The organism is Streptomyces sp. NPDC060232 (genome assembly GCF_042726555.1).
Lineage (GTDB): Bacteria > Actinomycetota > Actinomycetes > Streptomycetales > Streptomycetaceae > Streptomyces.
The window spans coordinates 125,239-146,408 of record NZ_JBHXAG010000004.1; the positions used below are offsets into that span (position 1 = coordinate 125,239).

Annotated in this window: 17 protein-coding genes and 1 tRNA gene; 10 read left to right on the forward strand and 8 right to left on the reverse strand. The window is 70.2% G+C overall.

The features are described 5' to 3' along the window. Positions 1 to 50: 50 nt before the first annotated feature. From tmk to ACFWFZ_RS08965, 6 genes are all read left to right on the forward strand, one after another. Positions 51 to 3,323: a dTMP kinase gene (gene tmk, locus ACFWFZ_RS08940; RefSeq protein ID WP_387118715.1), complete on the forward strand. Its 3,273-nt coding sequence runs from the start codon at positions 51 to 53 to the stop codon at positions 3,321 to 3,323. 72 nt (positions 3,324 to 3,395) lie between these two features. Continuing rightward, positions 3,396 to 4,607, forward strand: a complete 1,212-nt coding sequence (locus ACFWFZ_RS08945; RefSeq protein ID WP_387118718.1) for a DNA polymerase III subunit delta' — start codon at positions 3,396 to 3,398, stop codon at positions 4,605 to 4,607. 173 nt (positions 4,608 to 4,780) lie between these two features. Then, the gene (locus ACFWFZ_RS08950) at positions 4,781 to 6,352 is read left to right on the forward strand and encodes an alpha/beta hydrolase (RefSeq protein ID WP_387118721.1); all 1,572 of its coding nucleotides are present in this window, start codon (positions 4,781 to 4,783) and stop codon (positions 6,350 to 6,352) included. Positions 6,353 to 6,526: 174 nt separating this feature from the next. Next, positions 6,527 to 6,600, forward strand: a tRNA-Thr gene (locus tag ACFWFZ_RS08955). 256 nt (positions 6,601 to 6,856) lie between these two features. Continuing rightward, positions 6,857 to 7,498, forward strand: coding sequence for a hypothetical protein (locus ACFWFZ_RS08960; RefSeq protein WP_387118724.1), 642 nt, complete (start codon positions 6,857 to 6,859; stop codon positions 7,496 to 7,498). A 61-nt stretch (positions 7,499 to 7,559) separates the two neighbouring features. Beyond that, a complete protein-coding gene (locus ACFWFZ_RS08965) occupies positions 7,560 to 8,570 on the forward strand; it encodes a hypothetical protein (RefSeq protein WP_387118727.1) in 1,011 nt (336 codons plus the stop codon). 93 nt (positions 8,571 to 8,663) lie between these two features. On the opposite strand, the gene ACFWFZ_RS08970 is transcribed toward ACFWFZ_RS08965, so the two are convergent. Together ACFWFZ_RS08970 and ACFWFZ_RS08975 are read right to left on the reverse strand one after the other, a co-directional pair. Further along, positions 8,664 to 10,304, reverse strand: coding sequence for a tyrosine-type recombinase/integrase (locus ACFWFZ_RS08970; RefSeq protein WP_387118730.1), 1,641 nt, complete (start codon positions 10,302 to 10,304; stop codon positions 8,664 to 8,666). Between the two features lie 2 nt (positions 10,305 to 10,306). Beyond that, positions 10,307 to 10,939, reverse strand: a complete 633-nt coding sequence (locus ACFWFZ_RS08975; protein ID WP_387118733.1) for a helix-turn-helix domain-containing protein — start codon at positions 10,937 to 10,939, stop codon at positions 10,307 to 10,309. 89 nt (positions 10,940 to 11,028) lie between these two features. Here ACFWFZ_RS08975 and ACFWFZ_RS08980 point away from each other — a divergent pair, with 89 nt between their 5' ends. Continuing rightward, positions 11,029 to 11,283, forward strand: coding sequence for an integrase (locus tag ACFWFZ_RS08980; protein ID WP_084898236.1), 255 nt, complete (start codon positions 11,029 to 11,031; stop codon positions 11,281 to 11,283). A gap of 286 nt (positions 11,284 to 11,569) precedes the next feature. On the opposite strand, the gene ACFWFZ_RS08985 is transcribed toward ACFWFZ_RS08980, so the two are convergent. From ACFWFZ_RS08985 to ACFWFZ_RS08995, 3 genes are all read right to left on the reverse strand, one after another. Next, positions 11,570 to 13,102 (reverse strand): amino acid permease, encoded by a 1,533-nt coding sequence (locus ACFWFZ_RS08985; RefSeq protein ID WP_387118736.1) that lies wholly within the window; start codon positions 13,100 to 13,102, stop codon positions 11,570 to 11,572. Positions 13,103 to 13,158: 56 nt separating this feature from the next. Continuing rightward, complete coding sequence (locus ACFWFZ_RS08990; protein WP_387118739.1) at positions 13,159 to 14,115, reverse strand: hypothetical protein; 957 nt, start codon at positions 14,113 to 14,115, stop codon at positions 13,159 to 13,161. Positions 14,116 to 14,322: 207 nt separating this feature from the next. Next, a complete protein-coding gene (locus ACFWFZ_RS08995) occupies positions 14,323 to 14,517 on the reverse strand; it encodes a hypothetical protein (protein WP_387118743.1) in 195 nt (64 codons plus the stop codon). A 483-nt stretch (positions 14,518 to 15,000) separates the two neighbouring features. On the opposite strand from ACFWFZ_RS08995, the gene ACFWFZ_RS09000 reads away from it, so the two are divergent. Next, positions 15,001 to 16,401, forward strand: a complete 1,401-nt coding sequence (locus ACFWFZ_RS09000) for a helix-turn-helix domain-containing protein (protein WP_387118746.1) — start codon at positions 15,001 to 15,003, stop codon at positions 16,399 to 16,401. Next, on the forward strand, positions 16,398 to 17,117 hold the full coding sequence (locus ACFWFZ_RS09005; RefSeq protein WP_387118750.1) for an HAD family hydrolase: 720 nt from the start codon (positions 16,398 to 16,400) through the stop codon (positions 17,115 to 17,117). The genes ACFWFZ_RS09000 and ACFWFZ_RS09005 overlap by 4 nt, the downstream gene beginning before the upstream one ends. Before the next feature lie 122 nt (positions 17,118 to 17,239). Here ACFWFZ_RS09005 and ACFWFZ_RS09010 read toward each other — a convergent pair whose 3' ends face one another. The 3 genes from ACFWFZ_RS09010 to tyrS form a co-directional block, all read right to left on the reverse strand. After that, the gene (locus tag ACFWFZ_RS09010) at positions 17,240 to 17,764 is read right to left on the reverse strand and encodes a GNAT family N-acetyltransferase (RefSeq protein ID WP_387118753.1); all 525 of its coding nucleotides are present in this window, start codon (positions 17,762 to 17,764) and stop codon (positions 17,240 to 17,242) included. Further along, a complete protein-coding gene (locus ACFWFZ_RS09015) occupies positions 17,761 to 18,249 on the reverse strand; it encodes an NUDIX domain-containing protein (protein ID WP_387118756.1) in 489 nt (162 codons plus the stop codon). The genes ACFWFZ_RS09010 and ACFWFZ_RS09015 overlap by 4 nt, the downstream gene beginning before the upstream one ends. A 278-nt stretch (positions 18,250 to 18,527) precedes the next feature. After that, on the reverse strand, positions 18,528 to 19,931 hold the full coding sequence (gene tyrS, locus ACFWFZ_RS09020; protein ID WP_387118758.1) for a tyrosine--tRNA ligase: 1,404 nt from the start codon (positions 19,929 to 19,931) through the stop codon (positions 18,528 to 18,530). Positions 19,932 to 20,338: 407 nt separating this feature from the next. Here tyrS and ACFWFZ_RS09025 point away from each other — a divergent pair, with 407 nt between their 5' ends. After that, positions 20,339 to 21,169, forward strand: a complete 831-nt coding sequence (locus ACFWFZ_RS09025; RefSeq protein ID WP_387118761.1) for an RNA methyltransferase — start codon at positions 20,339 to 20,341, stop codon at positions 21,167 to 21,169. Position 21,170 lies beyond the last annotated feature (1 nt).

Below are 21,170 nucleotides of genomic sequence, written 5' to 3' on the forward strand. Positions count from 1 at the left end.
CTTGTCCACAGGCCTCCGCAGCCGCCATGCACAGCGGATAGGCTGGGCGGATGACGCGAGCCGAGCAGCCGGCGGTCGTGACCGCCCCGGCGAACCCCACCTACGACGAAGCCCTAGCCGCGGATTCCCGTGAGCGTGCGGTGCGCGCACTGCTGCGCACCCCCCGGCTGCGCCGGCTGTGGAGCGCCCAGCTGGTGAGCGGCATCGGCGATGCCCTCGCCCTGCTGGTGCTGGTTCTGCTGGCCCTTCAGGCAGCCGCCTCCGAGGGCGCCTTCGGCGGCGGGTACCGCGGTGCGGCCCTCGCCGTCGCCGCCGTCTTCGGCGTCCGGATCCTCGCCACCCTGCTCTTCGGCGCGGTCCTGCTCGGCCCCCTGGCCGGGCTCCTCGGCGCGGCCGGCAAGCTGGACCGCCGCTGGACGATGATCGGGGCCGACGGGGTCCGCCTCGCCCTGTTCGTCGTCGCCCCGCTGTGGCTGGACTGGATCCCGGCCCACGCGCTCACCGCGCTGCTGGCCACCGTCTTCGTGTCCGGCGCCGCCGAACGGCTGTGGACGCTGGCCAAGGAGAGCGCGGCGCCCGCCCTGCTGCCCGAGCCGCCGCCGGAGGGGGCCACCGTACGGCCGCTTCCGGACCACATGGACGCCCTGCGGCGACTGACCCTGCGTACCGCCTTCGCGGCGCTCCCCGTCGCGGCGGCCGCGCTGCTCGCCGCGACCCTGGTCGGCAAGGCCCTCGGCCTCGGCGTGGACTGGTTCGCCGCGAACCAGGCCGCCCTCGGCTCGTACGTCGCCGCCGGCCTCTTCGCCGCGTCGGTCTCCCTGCTGCTGCCGCTGGTGCTGCCGACCGCGGCGACCCCGCGGCCCCGTTCCCCGCTGGAGGGCCTGCGCGCCCCCAAGGCGGGCGACCGGCCCGACAAGGGCCGTACGGGCGCCGTCCCCCTGCTGGTCCTGAGCTGCGGCGCGGTCGCCGCAGCGGTGTCCAGCGCCGTCGCCGTGGCCGTCCTGCACGCCTTCGACCTGGGCGGCGGCCCGGCCGCCTTCGCGCTGTCCGTCCTTGCGCTGGTCGGCGGCACCGTCGCCGGCATCCGCGCCAACCAGGCCGGCAAGGTGCTGCCCGGCCTGTCCCGGCGCCGCCTGCTGGCCCTCGCCATAGCGGTGACCGGCCTCGCGCTGCTGCTGAGCGGCCTCGTCCCGGACATGGCGACCGTGCTGTTCCTCTCGCTGCTCACCGGCACTTCCGCGGGCGTCGCCGCCAACACCGGCCACACGCTGCTGGACCAGGAGACCGAGGAGTTCCGCCGGGCCCGGGTCACCGAGCACCTCCAGGCCGTCGTACGGGTGGCCGTGGCGGTCGGCGCCGTCGCCGCGCCGGTCCTGGCCGCGGTGATCGGCCCGCACCGGCTGACCGGCGCCGAGATCGTCTTCTCGCACGGGGGGGCCGCCTTCACCCTGATGCTCGTCGGTGCGCTGCTGCTGCTGGTCGCCGTGCTCGTCCTGACCAAGGCCGACGACCGGGGCGGCGTGCCGCTGCGCCGCGACCTGCGCGACGCGCTGCGCGGCGGGGAGCCCGTACAGGCCCCGGCCGCCACCGGCTTCTTCATCGCCCTGGAAGGCGGCGACGGGGCCGGCAAGTCCACCCAGGTCCAGGCGCTGGCCGAGTGGATACGGGGCAAGGGACACGAGGTCGTCGTGACCCGCGAGCCGGGAGCCACCCCGGTCGGCAAGCGGCTCCGCTCGATCCTGCTCGACGTGTCCTCGGCCGGACTGTCGAACCGCGCCGAGGCCCTGCTCTACGCGGCCGACCGCGCGGAACACGTGGACACGGTGGTGCGCCCGGCCCTGGAGCGCGGCGCGGTCGTCATCTCCGACCGCTACATCGACTCATCGGTGGCCTACCAGGGCGCCGGCCGCGACCTCTCCCCGACGGAGATCGCCCGGATCTCGCGCTGGGCCACCGACGGGCTCGTACCGCACCTGACCGTGCTGCTCGACGTGTCGCCGGAGGCGGCGCGGGAGCGGTTCACGGAGGCGCCGGACCGGCTGGAGTCGGAGCCGGCGGAGTTCCACCAGCGGGTGCGGGCAGGCTTCCTGACCCTGGCCGCGGCCGACCCCGGCCGCTACCTGGTGGTCGACGCCGGGCAGGACCCGGACTCGGTGACCACGGTCGTACGGCACCGTCTGGACCGGATGCTCCCGCTCTCCGAGGCGGAGGTGGCCGCACAGGCGGAGGCCCGGCGCCTCGCCGAGGAGGAGGCGCGGCGCAAGGCCGAGGAAGAGGCGGCGCGCAAGGCCGAGGAGGCGCGGCTGCGCGCCGAGGAGGAAGCCCGCAAGGCCCGCGAGGCCGAGGAGGCGCGGATCAGGGCCGAGGCCGAGGCCGCCCGCAAGGCGGAGGAGGAGCGGCTGCGGGCCGAGGAGGAGGCCCGGGCCCGGGCCGAGGCCGAGCGGCTGCGCGCGGAGGCCGAGGCGAAGGCGCGCGCGGCGGAGGCCGAGCGGCTGCGCAGGCAGGCCGAGGAGGAGGCCCGGCTGCGGGCCGAGGCCGAGGAACGGCGGCTGGAGAAGCAGCGGCGGGCCGAGGAGGCCCTGCTGAAGGCCGAGGAGGCACGCCGGCTGGTGGAGGCCTCGGCGGCCGAGGCAGCCGCGAAGGCGGCGGCTGCCGCTGCGGCGGCCGAGGCCCAGGCGGCCGCGGCGGCTCAGGCGGCTCAGGCGGCGCCGGGTTCCGGGCCGGCGGCGGGTACCGCCGCGGCGCCCGCGCCCAGGGTCGACATGACGAAGGAGCCGCACCCGGACGACGCGGTGACGATCGAGACCCCCGCGGTCAAGCGGGTCGTCCGCCCGGACGACGTCACGCAGACCGTCCCGGTGCCGAAGGTCGACCTGTCGGCCGCGGCGCCCGACGCTGCGGAGACTGCGGTGCTTCCGCCGGTGCGTCCCGCCGACGAGACGGCCGTGCTGCCGCCCGTACGCCCGGACGACCCGCAGGGCACCGGCTCCGGTCGCGGCGCGGGTGACGGCTCCGGCAGCGGGGCGGGTGGCGGCTCCGGCAGCGGCGGACGGGCGCATTCCGCCACGCGGCCGACGGCCCGGCGCCCCGAGGAGGACCCGGCCGACCGGGTTCCGTCGGGCATCTTCCGGGATTCGAGCAACGACCGGACCCGGGAGCTGCCGGTCGTCGACGGCGACGGGCGCCCGCGGCGCCCCCGCCCGGACTGGGCGGAGGAGACCCCGCTCGACGACCTGCCGACGCTGGCGGACGAACTGCTCGGCCGCCGCAGGGACGACGAGGACGACGACGAGGGCGAACGCGGAGCGCGCCGCCGCCGCTGACCGGCGGGCGTACGGGATTGTCAGTGGCGCCCGCGACAATGGGTGCACGGAGAGTGAGAGGTGGTGGGCGGGATGTCCGTATGGGACGACCTGGTGGGCCAGGAGCGGATCCAGGCGCAGCTGGCCGCCGCCGCCCGCGATGCCGATGCGCTGGTCACAGCCGCCACGGACGGGACCGCGCCGCCCGCCGCGTCGAGGATGACCCATGCCTGGCTCTTCACGGGGCCGCCGGGATCCGGGCGGGTCACCGCCGCCCGGGCCTTCGCGGCGGCGCTGCAGTGCACCAGCCCGGACCGCGCCCTCGGCGGTGAGCCGGGCTGCGGGTTCTGCGACGGCTGCCACACCACGATGGTCGGCACGCACGCGGACGTCTCCGCCATCGCCGCGGTCGGCAGCCAGATCCTCGTCGACGACATGCGGGACACCGTCCGCAAGTCCTACACGTCCCCCGCCACGGGCCGCTGGCAGATCATCCTGGTCGAGGACGCCGAGCGGCTGAACGAGAAGTCCGCCAACGCGGTCCTCAAGGCGGTGGAGGAGCCCGCGCCGCGCACGGTCTGGCTGCTGTGCTCGCCCTCCCTGGAGGACGTGCTGCCCACCATCCGCTCCCGCTGCCGACACCTCAGCCTGAGCACCCCCTCGGTCGCGGCCGTCGCCGACACGCTGGTGCGGCGCGACGGCGTCGAGCCGTCGGTGGCCCTGGCCGCCGCCCGGGCCACGCAGGGGCACGTCGACCGCGCCCGCCGGCTGGCCACGGACGCGGCGGCCCGGGAGCGCAGGGCGACGGTCCTGAAGCTCCCGCTCCGGGTGGACGACGTCGGAGCCTGCCTCAAGGCCGCCCAGGAGCTGGTGGACGCCGCCGGCGAGGACGCCAAGCAGATGGCCGAGGAGGTCGACACCAAGGAGACCGAGGAGCTGCGGGCAGCCCTGGGCGCCGCCGCCGGGACGGGCGGGCGCATGCCGCGCGGCACCGCGGGCGTGATGAAGGAGCTGGAGGACAAGCAGAAGCGGCGCCGGACCCGCACCCAGCGCGACAGCCTCGACCTCGCCCTCACCGACCTGACCGGCTTCTACCGCGATGTCCTGGCCCTCCAGCTCGGCTCCGCCCTCGCCATCGCCAACGAGGACATACGGCAGGACCTGGAGCGCATCGCCAGGGCCTCCGGCCCGGAGCGGACCCTGCGCCGGATCGAGGCGATCATCGCCTGCCGGGACGCCCTCGACCGCAACGTCGCGCCGCTCCTCGCGGTGGAGGCGATGACGATGTCGCTGCGCGCGGGCTGATCCCGCCGGGCGGGTTCCACACTCCTGGTTGACCGGCTCACCCTTGCGGGCGAACCGGCTGCCGGAGCCGGAGCGGGCCCGGCCGTGCGCCGCCCGGCAGGCGCCACGGAAGGCCCGGATCCGTCCGGCGCAGCGGGACCGCCGGTGCCTCCGCCAGGACGTAGGCTCCGAGGATGGACACCAGTCGCGTGCTGCGTACCACCGGGACCGTGATCGCAGCGGCCGGGCTGCTGCTCTCCGGATGCACCACCGGCGGGCCGGAGACGCTCCGGGCCGCCGCGTCCGCACGGGGTGAGGCCGGCGGCACGCCGTCGGTGCAGCCCTCTCCCGACGCCGCCGCGATGCGCCCGTACTACGAGCAGAAGCTGACCTGGCGCGACTGCGGTGTGCCCGGCTTCCAGTGCTCCACGATGAAGGCCCCGCTGGACTACGCGAACCCCGGCTCCGGCGAGGACGTGGACATCGCGGTGGCCCGCCGTGCGGCGACCGGCCCCGGCAAGCGGCTCGGCTCGCTCGTGGTCAACCCCGGCGGCCCCGGCGGCTCCGGCATCGGCTACCTCCAGGCGTACGCGGGCGTCGGCTATCCCGCCCCGGTCCGGGCCCGGTACGACATGGTCTCCTTCGACCCGCGCGGCGTGCAGCGCAGCAGCCCCGTCGAGTGCCTGACCGGCCCGGAGATGGACAAGTACACCCAGGTGGACCAGACCCCGGACGACGCGGCCGAGCGGGCGAGGCTGGTGGCCGCCTTCGAGGAGTTCGCGGACGGCTGCCAGGCCCGCTCGAAGCGGGTCCTTCCGCACGTCTCCACGGTCGACGCCGCCCGCGACATGGACCTGCTGCGCGCCGTGCTCGGCGACAGGAAGCTCAACTACGTCGGGGCCTCCTACGGCACCCTCCTGGGGGCGACGTACGCGAACCTCTTCCCGGACCGGGTCGGCCGGCTGGTCCTGGACGGCGCGATGGACCCCGCCCGCGCCTCGCTCGACCTCAACCGGGACCAGACCGCGGGCTTCGAGACGGCCTTCACCTCCTTCGCCGAGGACTGCGCGAAGCAGCCCGACTGCCCGCTGGGCAAGGGCAGCCCGGAGCAGGTGGCCGCCCGCCTGAAAGACTTCTTCCGCAAGCTCGACGCCCAGCCCGTGCCCAGCGGCGACGGGAGCCGCCCGCTCGGCGAGGCCCTCGCGACGACCGGGGTGATCGCGGCGCTCTACGACGAGAACGCCTGGCCCCAGCTGCGCGAGGCGCTGACCTCGGCGATGAACGGCGACGGGGCGGGCCTGCTGGGCCTGGCCGACAGCTACTACGAGCGCGGGGCGGACGGCAAGTACGCCAACCTGATGTTCGCGAACGCCGCCGTCAACTGCCTCGACCAGCCCGCGGCCTTCAACGGCCCGGGCGCGGTCGACGCGGCGCTCCCCTCCTTCGAGAAGGCCTCCCCGGTCTTCGGCGCGGGCCTGGCCTGGGCCGCGTTGAACTGCGCGTACTGGCCGGTGAAGCCCACGGGCCAGGCGGGGCCGCTCACCGCGAAGGGCGCCGCGCCGATCGTGGTGGTGGGCACCACCCGCGACCCGGCGACCCCGTACAAGTGGGCGCAGTCGCTGGCCGACCAGCTCGACTCGGGCACCCTCCTCACCTACGACGGCGACGGCCACACGGCGTACGGACGCGGCAGCGACTGCATCGACACCGCGATCAACCGCTACCTGCTGGAGGGCAAGCCACCCCAGACCGGCAAGAAGTGCTGAACCGCCGCCGGACCGCACCCCTGCCCTGACCGCCCCGGGCCGCGCCCAGCCGGGTCCGTGACCTGCGCCGCACCCTCGCGGAACCTGGTTCAGGGCACCCGCCGAGACCCTGTAGACTTGGCGCCGCTGCTGATGAGCGATCCCTTCCGAGGGAACACTTGTCTCCCCAGTGGTGCCGCCTTAGCTCAGTTGGCCAGAGCAACGCACTCGTAATGCGTAGGTCTCGGGTTCGAATCCCGAAGGCGGCTCTGTAGAAGCCCCAGGACTCACTCGCCGTGACCTGGGGCTTTTGCTTTTTTCGGGGTGCCGCAGAGGTCGTTACTCCTCCTCGCTTCGTGCCACCGAATCCAAGGGGTGCGCGAGGGGAGCGCATGAGCGCAGCGCGTGTGCGGAGGGGTGCGCGGCGGGCAGCGCGGCGGCGCTGCTGATCGGATCGGCGCGGCTCCTCGGAGATCACGCCGGTTTTGTGGAAACGCTCCAACCGCTGCTTCTACGCTGGTCCCTGTGGCAGACCCAAAGGACACCCTCGCGTTCAAGACGCTCGTAACGCAGTCGAGCGCCGTGCTGCTGACCCATGGGGTCGAGGTAGAGGCGACATCGGTGCGGGGCGTCGCGGACCACCTCGTTGAGGTCATGGCTGAGCGGGTCGGCGTGGACCACGAGGAAGCCGTCCACCTGGTGACCCCCGAAGCCGTCGCCGAGATCATCATGAAGGCGGCGACCGAAGACAACCGGGGAGCGTCTGTCGGCCCGCACGCGATGCGGCCGGTGCGGATCGACGACCGTACGGTCAGCGTCTCCGTCGAGGCGCTGGGCCACCTGGTCATGGCCGCATCGCAGGCCGGCAAGTACGCCAGCATCAACGACGACGGGTCAGCGGCGGCCCACCTTCTGGACCTCGCCACCGAGATCGGTGCCGCCTTGGTGAAGGAGCACGACGACGGAGCCGCCGACGTCGCGGTGGGGGTGCTCGACGAGCTGGCCGAACTGGTGGACGCCGTGGCCGACCGCATCGAGGACGACGGCTGGAGCATCTGCCCCTGCGGAGAGGACCACGACCAGGGGAAGGTCGACGTCGGCACCCTGCCGGTCATGCGTCGGCATGCTGCGCTGGCCCGCGGTCTTGGCCACCAGGTAGAGGGATAGCGCCGGCTCGCACCACTCCTATCCTCGTCTTCACTTATGAGATGAGGGGGACGTCAGGTCGATGTCCATCAGTCCGTTCGGCCCTGCGGCAGACAAGGCCCGCTCTGAAGGAGCTCGCGCCGAGTTGGATCGTCTATTGAAAGCGATCGACGAATCGGGCAAGCAGGGCAAGCAGCTCATCGAGCTCTACAAGAAGGAAGCAGCCAAGTACAAGCGGCTTGCTGAGATGGAGCGAGACCGGCGCCGCGAGGTCGAGGTCCAGTTGCGGGCCTGCACCAAGCTGCTCGACGAAGGGCCGGACCTTGAGGCGAAGCTCAACTCCATGATCCCCGATCTGGTACGAGCATCAGCGAGCCTTCCGCCGCCGCCTGAGGTGTCCGAAGTTCAGGCGCAGCTTGAGGCAACGGAGAAGGACCGAGACACGTTCGCCGAGTTGCTCGACACCGCGACGAAGGAACGGGACGCGGCACTGCGCGCCCGTGACGCCGCTATTGCCCGGCTGCAGACCCGCCAGAACGACGAGCAACCCCCAGGGGAGGCGGAGGCGTTGAGAGCGCGTCTGGACGCCCCCACTCTCCGTGGCGTGCTTGAACAAGCTCAGTGGCACTGCTCGTCGCTCGTCATTACGGCAGACCTGGACGGGACAAAGAAGCTGGAGCATCACCAGAAGGCTCCGCACTGGCGGAACCGTCTGGCCGCCACGCTGGCCACCATGCAGGCGTACGCCGAGACCAAGGACCTCGCGCGGGCACGCGGCGGCAAGGCCGGCCCTGAGCTGGCCAATCTCAAGGCGTACTGCGCGAGCCAGCCGTTCCCTCTGTTGGCGGAGGGCAAGGTGGTCGTCAGCGAGGGGCAGACCGCCAGCAGCAGCCCGCGAGGCAAGGCCCAACGAACCCTCCGCGTCCCTGAGCACATCGACCCCTCGGGGAAGGCTGTGATGCTGGAACACATCCGCATCGGCGACGGCGCTCCTCCGGCGCCGCGACTGCACTATCTCGATGACACCGACAGAAGCGGGACGGTCGTCATCGGGTTCTTCGGCGACCACCTGTACAACGCCGGAACCAACTGAGCGCGGAACGCACACCCCGGACGCAGACGAAGGCCGGGCTCAACCGCGCTGTGGCTGAGCCCGGCCGGAGCGGTCGGAGGGGTGGCGTGCGCGCTACGCCGTGAGCGTCTGACGGTCGGCGGCGCCGCACGTGCACGAGCAGGTGCACCCGCTCGTGGCCTTGATGGGAGCCGTAGGCCGAGCTGCGTGCTGTTCGATCGCCGAGCGAACCGCACGCGGGGCGCGGGGCACGAGCTTGACGACCGCCGCCGCTGCGGCGTGGGCGAGGTCGTCGAGGACAGACTGGTAGATGTCCCGGGTGATGCGGGAATCGCTGTGCCCGAGGGTCTCCGAGACGACCTTGATGTCGACGCCAGCGGCGAGCATGAGCGTCGCGGCACCGTGACGCAGGTCGTGGAGTCGGATGGGCGGCAGATCGGCCTCGGCTACCAGGCGGTCGAACAGGTCGGAGATCCTACCCGGGTGGAGCAGGGAGCCGTCCTCTTCGGTGAAGATGCGGCCGGTGTCCTTCCAGGCGTCACCCCATTTGCGCTTCTCCTCCTCCTGAGCGATCCGGCGAAGCTCGATGAGTTCGACCGTCTCGTCGTCCAACGCGACGGAGCGGATACCGCTGTTGGTCTTGGGCAGCCCTTCGAGGACCTGCCAGCCGTCTTGGACGAGCTGGGTGGCGATCTCCAGCGACCGGTTCTTCTTCGAGTAGTCGACCCAGCGAGGTCCGCACCCCTCCCCTCGGCGTAGGCCACGGAAGGCGATCATTCGCCACATACCCTCCAGGCGGTCCCCGAAGACGTGGTCGAGGAACGTGCCGGTCTGCTCCGGCGTCCAGACCATCACGGGGCTGGGCTTCTCGCCGGTGGCCCGCCAGCGGGCGACGCGCTCATCGGTCCACACGAGGGCCTTCGGCTTGGTGCCGGGTTCTAGCTCGACGTGCTCGGCCGGGTTGTAGTTGGGGATGATCCGCTGTGCGATAGCCGTGTTGAGGGCCGCACGCAGGGTGGCCTTGATGTGGTGCTGGGTGTTGACGCTGGTCACCCGGCGGAAGGGCGGCATCTGGTCGATGGCTGACTTCAGCCACTTGCGGCGAGCCCGGTTCTCCAAGCCCTTCCACGGGATGGCTTTCAGCTCATCGAGTGCTGCACGCCGTTGAGCGTTCTGCTCCTGGATCTCGATGTTCGCCTCGTTGATGGCGTCGAACATCCGGTCCAGGTGCGGCACGTTGAGCTTGTCGAGGCGTATCTCGCCCAGGTGCGGCTTGAGGTGAACGCGCACGTCCACGTCGTACCGCTTGTAGCCGCTGACCCGCAGGCGCTTCTTGCCTCCGAGCCACAGGTCGAGCCACTCGGCCACGAGCATCTTGGGGTTGAGGGCCTGACCGGCCGCCAGGCGCCGCCGGGTCTCGTCGTAGCCCGGCAGGGGTTCCTTGTTCTTGGCGCAGGACTCCAGCATTTCGCTGATCGCGAGGTGCCCTGCGGGGTCGTCCTCGTCCGGGATGGCTAGCAGGGCCCGGACCTTGCTGAGTTCCTTGGTGGCCTCGGTCGAGGACTCGAACCCGCTGCGGCGGAACTCCCGGCGGGTCCCGTCGGGTCGGTTGGTCAGTTCGTGGCGTATGGACCAGTTGCCGTGACGCCGGTTGGTCAGCTTGGGGCATGACTTGCCGTAGTTCTTGCCGGTCTCGGGGTTGCGGCAGGAGCAGCGGCGCGTGACGGTGCCGCCGGACGTGGTGGTGCTCGGCAACGCTAGTCCTCGGGGTTGTCGACGAACGTGAGGTCGGTGGGGAGAGCGGGGGGAATGAGTCCGCGCTCCCGCATCGCGTCGCGGAACTCACGCAGTTCTCTGCAGTCGTCGAAGGCGAGCTGCTCGTACGAGGCCGCGGTTTCGAGGAGGGCGTCACGGCGGGCGGCGTCGAGGGTGACGCTGGCCTTCCGGCGCCGTTCCTTCGCCAGCCGGCTGGACGCCAGGGCGGTGGCCACGGCGTCGCTGTGCGCGCGATAGGTGTCGAGCACGTCTCGGGCGGACCCCTCGGGGGCGGGCTTGTCGAGGGGAGTCTCACCGGTGAACCAGGAGACCGCCTCCCACGTCGGGACCTCCCTGTCGGGGAGCACGGCTACCGAGGCGTCGGTGCCCAGAGGGAACAGCAGGCTGACCGGGGGGACCTTGTAGACCTCGGCCAGGACGAGGAACTCCGCCAGGTCGATCGAGCTGCGGCGTCCGGTCTCCAGGTTCGTGATCGTCGTCTTCGGGACCGGGAGCCCCAGAGAGGCGCACGCCTCGCCGGCCTCCGCCACCGTGAGGCCGGCGGCCTTACGGGCCCGGCGCATCTGCTCGGCGACGCGGGCGGTGAAGCTCGGGGACCAATCAGGGTTCGTCATGGCTGCAACTTACGCTGTCAAAATATGTGGCCGCAACATTCGTGATACTCGTTCTCTCGTCAGAACAACTTTTTCCGATGGGATGCGTCATGGGTACGTGTAAGGCTGTCAGGGGGATGGCCCGCGAGGAACTGCTCGCTCTGCCTGTCGCCGTCGACCTCGACACGGCGAACAAGGCGCTGACGATCGGCCGCAGCACGGGCTACGCGCTGGCGAAGCGGGGCGAGTACCCGGTCACGGTCCTCAAGCTCGGCAACGCGTATCGCGTGGTCACGGCGGACCTGCACCGCCTACTGGGTATCACCGTGGGCGGTGGCGCAGGGGAGGCCAGGCTCGCGGCGTGAGCCGGGCGCGCGAGTGGTGCTCGTACACGCCCCGGCACTCACGTTGAATACCTAGAGGTCGGGCATATGGGACTTTCAGCAGGGCGTCTCACCCAAGAGGAATCGTGACCGCGAGGTCGGCATCAGACTCGTACCTGGCGCCGACATCCGCCGTCGCTCGCACACCCCTGAGTGATTACGCATACGCACGAGGTGACGGGGTGGTGGGCAGGATGTTAGGGCTGCTGACAGCGCGGCGCGCGAGTGCCTGTACGTGTGCCCTGTCAGGCGGATTGACCGCCGGGCCTCAGCGAGACGCCTTCTCCGGCCTCCTGCCGAGGGGTTGTGACAGGTCGTTCTTCGGATGAGCCGGGTTGAGGAACCACTTGCGGGCGGAGACGAGCCACCAGGTCCCGGCGAAGGCGAGCACCACGCCGACCGCGACGGGGGCGTAGTTGAAGGTGTCGACGGTCACCGGGGCGGACTGGGGCAGCATGAACAGCACGGTGATCACCGCGACCCACGCGACTGCGAACACGCCGACGGGCTTGGACCAGCGGCCCAGGTGCCAGGGGCCGCGCTGGAAGAGCTCGCCTTGGCGAAGGCGGAGGAAGGTGGGGATGACGTAGGCGATGTACAAGCCGATCGTCGCGATCGACGTCACGGCCGCGTAGGCCGTGCTGTTGAAGAGGTAGGGCAGACCGAGGACGAACGCGCCGCCGGCGGCCAGCCAGACCGCGTTGGTCGGCGTGCGCGTCCCGGGGTTGAGCTTGTGCCACACCGTGGAGAAGGGCAGCGCGCCGTCGCGGGAGAAGGCGTAGATCATGCGGGAGTTGGCGGTCACGGAGGCCATGCCGCAGAACAGCTGGGCGCCGATGACGACGAGCAGCATCAGCTTGCCCGTGCTCGCGCCGAGCGCGTCGAGGAAGATCTGCGCGGGAGGCACTCCTGTCCCGGACTCGAGGGCGTCGGTGTACGACTGGATGGCGAACGTCAGGCCGAAGAGCAGGACGAAGCCGGCGGCCCACGAGACCAGGATGGACCGGACGATCCCCTTCGGCCCCTCGACGGAGGCGTTCTTCGTCTCCTCCGTCATGTGAGCGGACGCGTCGTAGCCGGTGAACGTGTACTGCGCCATCAGCAGGCCGATGAGAGCGACGTAGACGGCGGAGCCCCAGCCCGTGTTGTTGACGAACTCGGTGAACACGAAACCGGGGGACTGGTGCCTGTCGGGGACGGCGAGCAGTGCGCCGACGATCACCACGACGCCGATCAGGTGCCACCAGACGGACACGGTGTTGAAGAAGCCCACGATCCGCACGCGGAACGTGTTCACGACGGCGTGGAGCAGCAGGATGAGGCCGAAGAGGACGATCGTGTGGCCGGGCGTCGCGGCGTAGCCGAACTGGAGGTTCAGGTACGCGTTGAGGAATGAGGCGGCGCCGAAGTCGATGCCCGCGGTGACGGCGACCTGCCCGAGGGTGTTGAACCAGCCGGTGAACCAGGCCCACGCGGGAGCGGACCTGCGCGGGGCGAGTTTGTGGGCCCAGAAGTAGAGGCCGGCGGACGTCGGGTAGGAGGAGCAGACCTCCGCCATGGACAGCCCGACGAAGAGGGTCATCAGGCCGACGAAGGCCCAGCCCCACATGATCAGGGCCGGCCCGCCGGCGTTCATGCCGAAGCCGTACATGGTCAGGCAGCCGGACAGGATGCTGATGATCGTGAACGAGACGGCGAAGTTCTGCTTCCCGGACATGGAGCGGTCCAGGGTCTGGGTGATGCCGAGCTCGGCGAGGCGCTCCTCCTCGGAGGGAGTCACGCTGGGTATGTCCAAAGGCATAGGGGTGCCCTCTCAGGTTCGGTGATACAGGGGATTTGGCGCGAGCGGTGCGCTGATCAGCGCCGCTGGGGGTACGGTGCGGACGCTTTCACCGCCCAGTCGCGATGCCGCGAGAACAGCGTCCGGGCGTCGCCGCAGTAGCTCCACGGGACATCTGTGGCGTACGGGCCGATGGCGTCGAAGACCTCGGCCGCTTCTCGGTGCCGGTTCGCGAACGACAGGGCGTGGGCGAGGTAGTTGGCGTCCTCGTGGAAGCCGGCGTGCAGGCGGGTGGGGGCCCGGTAGGCCCACCAGCTCTCCCACGCCTGCCAGGTGGACGGGTTGTCCGTCCACGGATGGACGGTCAGTCCGTATCGATGCCCGTCCTTCTCCATCCGTTGCCGGTGGGACTCGGCGAGTGCGACCAACGGGAGGACGTGCAGCGGCAGGCCCCGGGGCGCGTGCGCGCACCGCTCCTGGGCCCAGTGGAACATCTCGCCGCCCGTGCCGTGCCAGGCGGGGAACATGTAGGTGAGCAGCTCGTGGTGCGCCTCACGGCTCCACCGGTCTCGTTGCTCCACCTGCTCCCACACCTGCCGTACGGTGGCCCGCCAGGCCGGATCACGGTCGGGAGAGTGGAAGCGGAGCAGAGCGAGCATGACGATGTACGGCGACGGGTCCGGCGGCAGGGCGTCGGCAGCGGCGTCGCACGCCTCCCACGCCCGTTCCATCGCCTCGCTGCGGCCACGGCCCCGGCCGCCGGCCATCGATCGCAGGGCCTGAACATGGGCGAGCAAGGCCAGGGCGTGCGGCGAGCGGGGCTCGGCCTGCGCCCAGGTGTCCGCGAAGGTCAGCCGCGCTCCGGTGCGGGCGAGGACCTGGAGCCGGAAGACCCGCCGGTCCCAGTCCGCCCCCGTCGCGGCCAGGAGCTCCCGGGCGCCTTCCCAGCGGCCCATCGCCGCGTCTTCGACCACCCTGCGCAGGGGGAGGTCGTCGAACGCCGGATTCCGGTCAAAGGCGGGGCGGGGGCTCACAGCTGCCTCACTCGGCCGGCCTCGGACGAATAGGGCAGCGCTTCCGCAGACGCGGCGGTGGTGTCGGCTGTCACCTTCGTACCTCCGGAAAAGGGAGTCCGCCGATCGGGCGGTAGCTGAGATAGGGCGAGCGGCTCGGGGAAGGGCGGAATGGTCTCTCGCCACGAGATCGGCTGTGCCGGATCCGGCACAGCCGGGGTGAGCCCTTCAGAAGCGGATCCCGCCGATCATCCGGGCCACGCTCGCGGCGGCCTCCCCGATCGTCGGAGCGAGCGACGAACCGGCGAGGTAGAAGCCGAGCAGCATGCAGACGATGGCGTGGCCGACCTTGAGCCCCGCCTTCTTGACGAACAGGAAGGTGAGGACCGAGAGAAGCACGACGGCGGAGATGCTGAGGGTCACCGTGTGCCCTCCGTCGGGAGCGCGCTTCCGACGCTAGCGTCGGACCGAGCGGCACCGAGCCGCGTGGGAACCGATGGCGCCGGCGGCGGGATTCCCTCCAACTCTGCGTGCAAGACCGAGGGCACTTTGGACTCCGTTGACAGGACGACGAAGAGCGGATGTTCCACCGCAGGTCCACCCACTCAGGCCCGCCCGAAAGATCACGCTCTCGGCTCGTTCGCCTGAGCCGATGGCCGGCGGCGCGCACCCAGACTGATGGCCGAATACCCGATGCACACATTTCCCGGGTGATATCACTGGAGTAATTTCAGCTTCACCAGAGGTAGTTGAACCGCACGCTCTCGCTCAACGGGGAGGCAAGAGGTGCTCCAGCAGTCGCCGAGGCACTGTGATCGATGCGGCTGCCGTCTGAGCCAGTACAACTCCGACGCACTGTGCTCCGCATGTGCACGAGCGCATGCTCTCGATCGCCACACTCCGACCGTGCCGGCCCGCGTATGGCGCGACCCTGATGTGCGCCAGGCGCTCGCGGCCTGGGACTTCGGCCGAGCCAGCCGACTGGTCCGACAACGAGGATCCCTTCGACAAGAGGATCTCGCCCAGCTCACGGGGCTCAGCCAGGCGTTCCTATCCATGCTCGAAGCGGGGAACCGGCGCCTTACCAACATCGACAAGATCGTCGAGTTCCTGGCTGGCCTCGGCGTACCCGCCGAACTCGTACCACTCCCACTCCCACTGCCACGCCCGGCGACCACTCCGTCGCAGCCACCCGACCTGGTCGCCGACGACCAGGACCCGCTCCTGCCGTGGACATCGGCCCGTATGGTGACGGCACTGGGCGCAGCGGTTGGAGGCAGTGCGATGGACCGTCGTCGATTCCTCGGTGTGAGCGGCATCGCGCTCACCGCCTTCGTGCACCAATGGGGCACTGCCGAAGCCGAACCACTCGTGCGAGCGGCAGACGGAAGTCAGCTCACGGACGAGCTTCTTGACAGCCTGCAGCGGACGACGGACAGCCTCCGCGTGATGGACGCGAGCACGGGCAGCGGCACCCTCGCCGAGCTCGGCGACGCACACCTCGCGTTCCTCAAGCGCCTCGTCCAGCATGCGTCGTACGACGAGGAGAAAGGCCGACGCCTCGCCTCGATCACCGCCGACACCGCCACCCAGACAGGATGGTTCACCTTCGACTCCGGGAACCACGACGGCACGCAGGTGTACCTGCTCGCCGCGCTCCGCGCCGCGAAGGCTTCGGGGGATGTCCGGCTGGGAGCCGGCGCACTCTCCTACCTGGCCATCCACGGCTACTCCACCGGATCTCCCCGCAGCGCGGTGATCGCGGCAGCAGCGGCACGCGAGAAGGTCAGGAACCTGGACGTGCCGGCCCTGGAGGCCATGCTGCTGACCCGCCAAGCGCGGGGGCACGCGAAGCTCGGCGAGCAGGGCGAGGCAGTCGCGGCGCTCGACCACGCCGCGGAACTCTGCGCCCGAGGCCGATCCGACAACGACCCGGCCTGGCTGTACTGGATCAACACAGGCGAGATCCATGGACAGTCCGGCAGCTGCTACCTCGACCTCGGCGAGCCCGACAAGGCCGTGGCAAGCTTCACCCAGGCGCGGAAGGCGCTCAACCCGGCTGACCAGCGCACCCGTGGCCTGTTCCTCACCCGCGCCGCATCCGCCCACCTCCGGGAAGGTGACGTCGACGCGGGATGCGCGACGGCGCACGAAGTACTCGACCTCGCCGAGCAGCTCCAGTCCGCCCGGCTGAACGATCACATCCAGAACATGCTGGCCGAGCTGCAGCCGGTCAGCCACACCCCATACGCTCGGGACCTGCAGGAGCGGGCTGCCGCTGTGATGGGAACGAGGAGCCGAACGTGACGCAGGCCGAGCAGGTTCTGATCCTGTGGGACATCGACCGTACGTTGCTGTACGTCGGCGACATCGACCGACAGGTCTACCGTGAAGCCTTCGCCGAGGCCGTCGGTCGTCCCGCTGAGCATCTTCCGGCCCGCGGCACCGGTGTCACGATGCCCCTCGCGATTCGATCCCTCCTCCTGGACAACGGCGTCTCGGAGGACGACGTCCCCGAGCTGCTGCCGCGGATGGTGGACCTCGTCCCCCAACAACTCGCCGCCCATACGGATGACCTGCGGGAGCATGGCGTCCTCATGCCCGGCGCTATCGAGGCGCTGCGATCGGTCCACGAGCGCCCCGAATACGTTCCGACCGTTGTCACGGGCAACCTCAAGCCGAACGCTTTGCTGAAGCTCGCGGCCTTTGACCTCGGAGGCTACGTCGACACAGAGATCGGCGGGTTCGCCTCAGACGATCAGCACCGGCCGGCGCTCGTCGGCATCGCGCAGAAGCGCGCTCAGGCCAAGCACGGGACGATCTTTACCCGCTCCAACACCGTCATCATCGGCGACTCGCTGGAGGACGTCCGCACAGGTCTCGAAGGCGGCGCCGCGGTCGTCGCGGTCGCCTCTGGGAAGACCGCGGCTCCCGCCCTGAGAGACGCAGGGGCCGATGTGGTTCTCGAAACTCTGGAAGACGTCCAGGAACTGCATGACGCCATAGCAAGCCGGTGTCGGTGAACGCGACAGCGCCCCCGCAACGCTTGCCGGTGGCGCTGCGCATGGGTGTCCTCCGTACGGTCGGCTGCGGCATGGCGCGCGGTGCGTGAGCGGGTGCCGCAGCCTACCGTCGGCGGTCGACCTCAGGTGTTCCTGGTGAGCTCCTCGGGCAGGAGTGATCCGGTCCAGCAGTCTCGAAGGCGGCCCTGGGATGCGATGCGCAGGCGCAGGGTGCCCTCCATCTTGAAGCCGGTCTTCACGGCGACGGCGCGGGAGGCTTCGTTGCCGACGTTGGCGGTCCACACGATGATCGGTGCGCCGAGATCGTCGAAGGCCCAGCGGCAGATCCGTGCCAGGGCTTCGGTCGCGATCCCTTGGCCGCGGGCGTTCTTCCCGATCCAGTAGCCCACGCTGGGGGCGTGCTTGGGGCGCTGGTGCAGGCTGATGACGCCCAGGCGCTGTCCGGTGTGGGTGTGGGTGATCACGAACGTCTTGGGCGTGTCGTCGGTGTTGGCCTTGTCGACGAAGTGCTCGGCGTCGGTGCGGTGGTAGGGGCTGGGGATGGTGGTGTTCCGCTGGATCTCCGGATCCTGCGCTTCGGCCGTCACCCAGTCGATGTCGTCGGCTTGGGGGCGGCGCAGGGTCAGGCGGCGGCTGGTGAGGATCACAGGGTGTGCCCTACGTACTGGAACTGCCACTGGCCGGCCCGGTAGGTGTCGATCACGGTGGGCAATTCGGTCGGGAAGGTGGTGGGCACCATCAGCAGGGTGGGGACCTTGGTGATGGGGACCCATTCGACGCCGGTCTGTGCCTGGTCGTGGTGGTGGCCGCCGAGGGCGGCGGGCTCGTCGAGGATGTCGCACCAGAACAGGGCATCGACCCTGTGGCTGATCGTGCCGTTGCGGGGCTCGTAGTTGGGGTCGCGGTCCGGGATGTACTCGCGGATACGCATCAGGTCGACGGCGCGGCCTCGGACGCCGGTTTCCTCCAGCAGTTCCCGTTCGACGCATTCGGCCCAGGTCTCGCCGGGTTCCTGTCCGCCGCCGGGTAGCGACCAGGTGCCGGGCCATGGGAAGTCGCCGATGGTCAGCAGGACGTGATCGTCCTTGACGACGAGGGCGCTGGTGGCGGGGCGTAAGCGGCTGATGTTCACGGTGCCTCCAGATCGGGGAGAGCGGTGAGCGGTGAAGCGTAGTCGCGACCCAGGTGGGATGGCATTCGCTTTCCTGGGGCCGGGCCGTACTCCTTCATCGCGTGCTCCGCTCCCCGAGCACTGCATTGCAGGTTCGGCAGGGTCCGCAGACCCCTAGGGGTGGGCAGCCTTGACTACCCACCCCTGGTGGAACTGGCGTTTCCGCCGACGGAAGCACCTGCGGCGCGGGTAGCAGAACGGCGCCGACCCGGACGGGTGGGTCGGCGCCGGGCCTGATCTCAGACGTCGATGCGGGCGACCTTACGGCCCACCTTGAGGTACAGCTCGGCACCGTCGAGTGCCCCGAGCTCGCTCACGACCGAGCTGAGCGTCTGCTGGACAGAAGCCTCCGAGAGCTGCGTGGTCTGCTGGTCTCCATCGGATTCGCGGATCAGGCGGAGACCGTTCTGCTGGGCCACGCGGCGCACGGCGGACATGCTGGGAGCGAAGTCCAGCGTGTGGCTGATCAGCGTCCCGAGGGTGTCCTCCGCATGGTCCTTCAGGACGACGACGGGGAGGTTCTGGGTGTCGCCGAAGGAGCGCTTGGAGAAGCGCGCCGTGAACTCGGCGCGGGCGGCGGCAGCGGCGTCGAGGCCGTGGAGGGCGGCCACCACCTCGCCGGCGAGGATCCGCTTGACCGCCATCGGGTGCGCAGTCCCCTCCTCCAGGCGCTTAGTGATCACGCGGATCTCGTCGTCGGTCCACTCGGTGAGCAGCTGGAGGTAGGGCTCGGTGAGGTGGTCGGGGATGGACATCAGCTGGCCGTAGACGTCATCAGGGGACGCCGTCAGCCCTACGTAGTTGCCCTTGCTCTTGCTCATCTTTGTGCCCGTGCCGTCGGTGCCCTCGATGAGCGGGGTGGTGATGACCACCTCGGGGGTCTGGTCCGAGATCTCCATGACCTTGCGGCACATCTGGAGGTTCAGCAGCTGATCCACGCCGCCGAGCTCGACGTCGGCGTCGATGGCCACGGAGTCCCACGCCATGACGACGGAGTAGACGAACTCGGCGACGGACAGCCCATGGCCCTCAGCGAGCCGGGTGCGGAAGTCCTCGCGCTGGAGCGACATGGAGACCGGTACCCGGGCGAGGACGCCGACGAGCTCAGGCAGGGTGATCTTGTTCAGCCACTCGCCGTTGAAGCGCAGGTCGGCACGCTCGAAGTCGATGAACGGGGCGACCTGCTGCTGGTAGCCGCTGAGGTTGCGGGCGATGTCCTCGTCGGTGAGGGCCGGCCGTTCCGAGGAGCGGCCGGACGGGTCGCCGATCTTGGCCGTGACGTCGCCGATGATGAAGACGACGTGGTGACCCATCCGCTGGAACCGGCTAGCGATGATGATCGGCACCGCGTGGCCGAGGTGGACATCCGGGGAGGTCGGGTCGATGCCGTACTTGACGACGAACGGCCGTCCCGCCGCCTGCGCGGCCTCGATCTTCTCCGCCAGCACCGCTGCCGAGGGGATCAAGTGATTCGTGCGCCCCTCGACCAGGGCGGCCTGCTCCTTCGGGGAGAGGTCGGAGAGGTCGAGGGAGCGCCGCGCTGTTGTCTCGCCGAGCAGCTGCGCGACCGTATAGTCCGCGCCCAGGTCCGCTCCATCGAGGATGTGCATGACACGCGTGACGGACTCACTCAAACGGCTCATGGCGCCTATACGCTCCTGCGTCGAACAACTGGCCGAACTGGTATGCAGATTGGGAAACGGCGAGTCTATCGTCGCCTCCTTCGGAGCGTCGTTGGATTAATCATGAATGAGCCTGCCGTCCCCAGCCGGCCGCATCAACGGGCGACCCGCGATCATGCTTGAGAGGGAGCCGCACCCGGTACGTACAGGTGAACGAGGTCCGAGGGGCAAAGCCCACTGCCGGCCTCACGCAATGCGTGCAAGAAGATCTCGCCGCTGGCCGGCAGGGGCCGAGGGCTGTCTCTGGTGACCGGTCCGGCACGCGGGGTTCCGGGGGTGGCTGCGTGTACCCTGCTAGGTGCCCCGGTGCCGCGTTTCACCTGGGATGGTAGGGCTCACGACAATAGGTATTTCAGCTTGGAGGACGGGTGGCGGTACAGCGGATTACGACCCGCAATGCCCGTTTTCAGCAGCTGGAGACGCTGCTCAACAATCGCACCAAGCGAGGGCGCGCGAAGGAATTCCTGGTTCAGGGCGTGCGGCCGATCACGATGGCTGTGGAACACGGCTGGACGATTCACTCCCTGCTGTACGACGCCAGCCGCCCCCTGTCGCGCTGGGCCGAGGAACTGCTGCGCGGAAACGGTGCCGAGCGCGTTGCGATGGCACCACAACTCCTCGCGGAGCTGAGCGAGAAGGCCGACGGGGCAGCGGAGATCCTTGCTGTCGTCGAGATGCCGCCGGACATCCTGTCGCGGATCAAGGTCCACGACTCCTTCCTCGGTCTGGTCTTCGACCGTCCGACGCAGCCCGGCAACATCGGAAGCATGGTGCGGTCGGCCGACGCCTTCGGTGCTGACGGGCTCATCGTGACGGGCCACGCTGCGGATCCGTACGACCCCAAGTCGGTACGTGCCTCCACCGGCTCCTTCTTCTCCGTTCCTGTGGTGCGCAGCCAGTCGCACCACGAAGTCATGGAGTGGCTGGAGAAGGAGCGCGCTCAGGGGCGGCCGGTGGCCGTCGTCGGTACGGACGAGAACGGTGACGCCGACGTCTCGGAATTCGACCTGACCCAGCCGGTCCTGCTGCTGATCGGCAACGAGACCGCCGGCCTCAGTGCTGCGTGGCGTGAACTCTGCGATCATGTGATCAGCATTCCTATGACCGGCTCGGCTAGCTCCCTGAACGCGTCGAACGCCGCCTCCGTCGTCCTCTACGAGGCGCGCCGCCAGCGTCTCGCGAAGCAGCGCACGACGTAAC

Excerpts from the sequence above, each read along its gene's own strand:
- tmk (WP_387118715.1), top strand. The coding sequence starts at position 51 with ATGACGCGAGCCGAGCAGCCGGCGGTCGTGACCGCCCCGGCGAACCCC.
- ACFWFZ_RS08945 (WP_387118718.1), top strand. The coding sequence starts at position 3,396 with ATGTCCGTATGGGACGACCTGGTGGGCCAGGAGCGGATCCAGGCGCAG.
- ACFWFZ_RS08950 (WP_387118721.1), top strand. The coding sequence starts at position 4,781 with ATGGACACCAGTCGCGTGCTGCGTACCACCGGGACCGTGATCGCAGCG.
- ACFWFZ_RS08965 (WP_387118727.1), top strand. The coding sequence starts at position 7,560 with ATGTCCATCAGTCCGTTCGGCCCTGCGGCAGACAAGGCCCGCTCTGAA.
- ACFWFZ_RS08975 (WP_387118733.1), bottom strand. The coding sequence starts at position 10,939 with ATGACGAACCCTGATTGGTCCCCGAGCTTCACCGCCCGCGTCGCCGAG.
- ACFWFZ_RS08980 (WP_084898236.1), top strand. The coding sequence starts at position 11,029 with ATGGGTACGTGTAAGGCTGTCAGGGGGATGGCCCGCGAGGAACTGCTC.
- ACFWFZ_RS08985 (WP_387118736.1), bottom strand. The coding sequence starts at position 13,102 with ATGCCTTTGGACATACCCAGCGTGACTCCCTCCGAGGAGGAGCGCCTC.
- tyrS (WP_387118758.1), bottom strand. The coding sequence starts at position 19,931 with ATGAGCCGTTTGAGTGAGTCCGTCACGCGTGTCATGCACATCCTCGAT.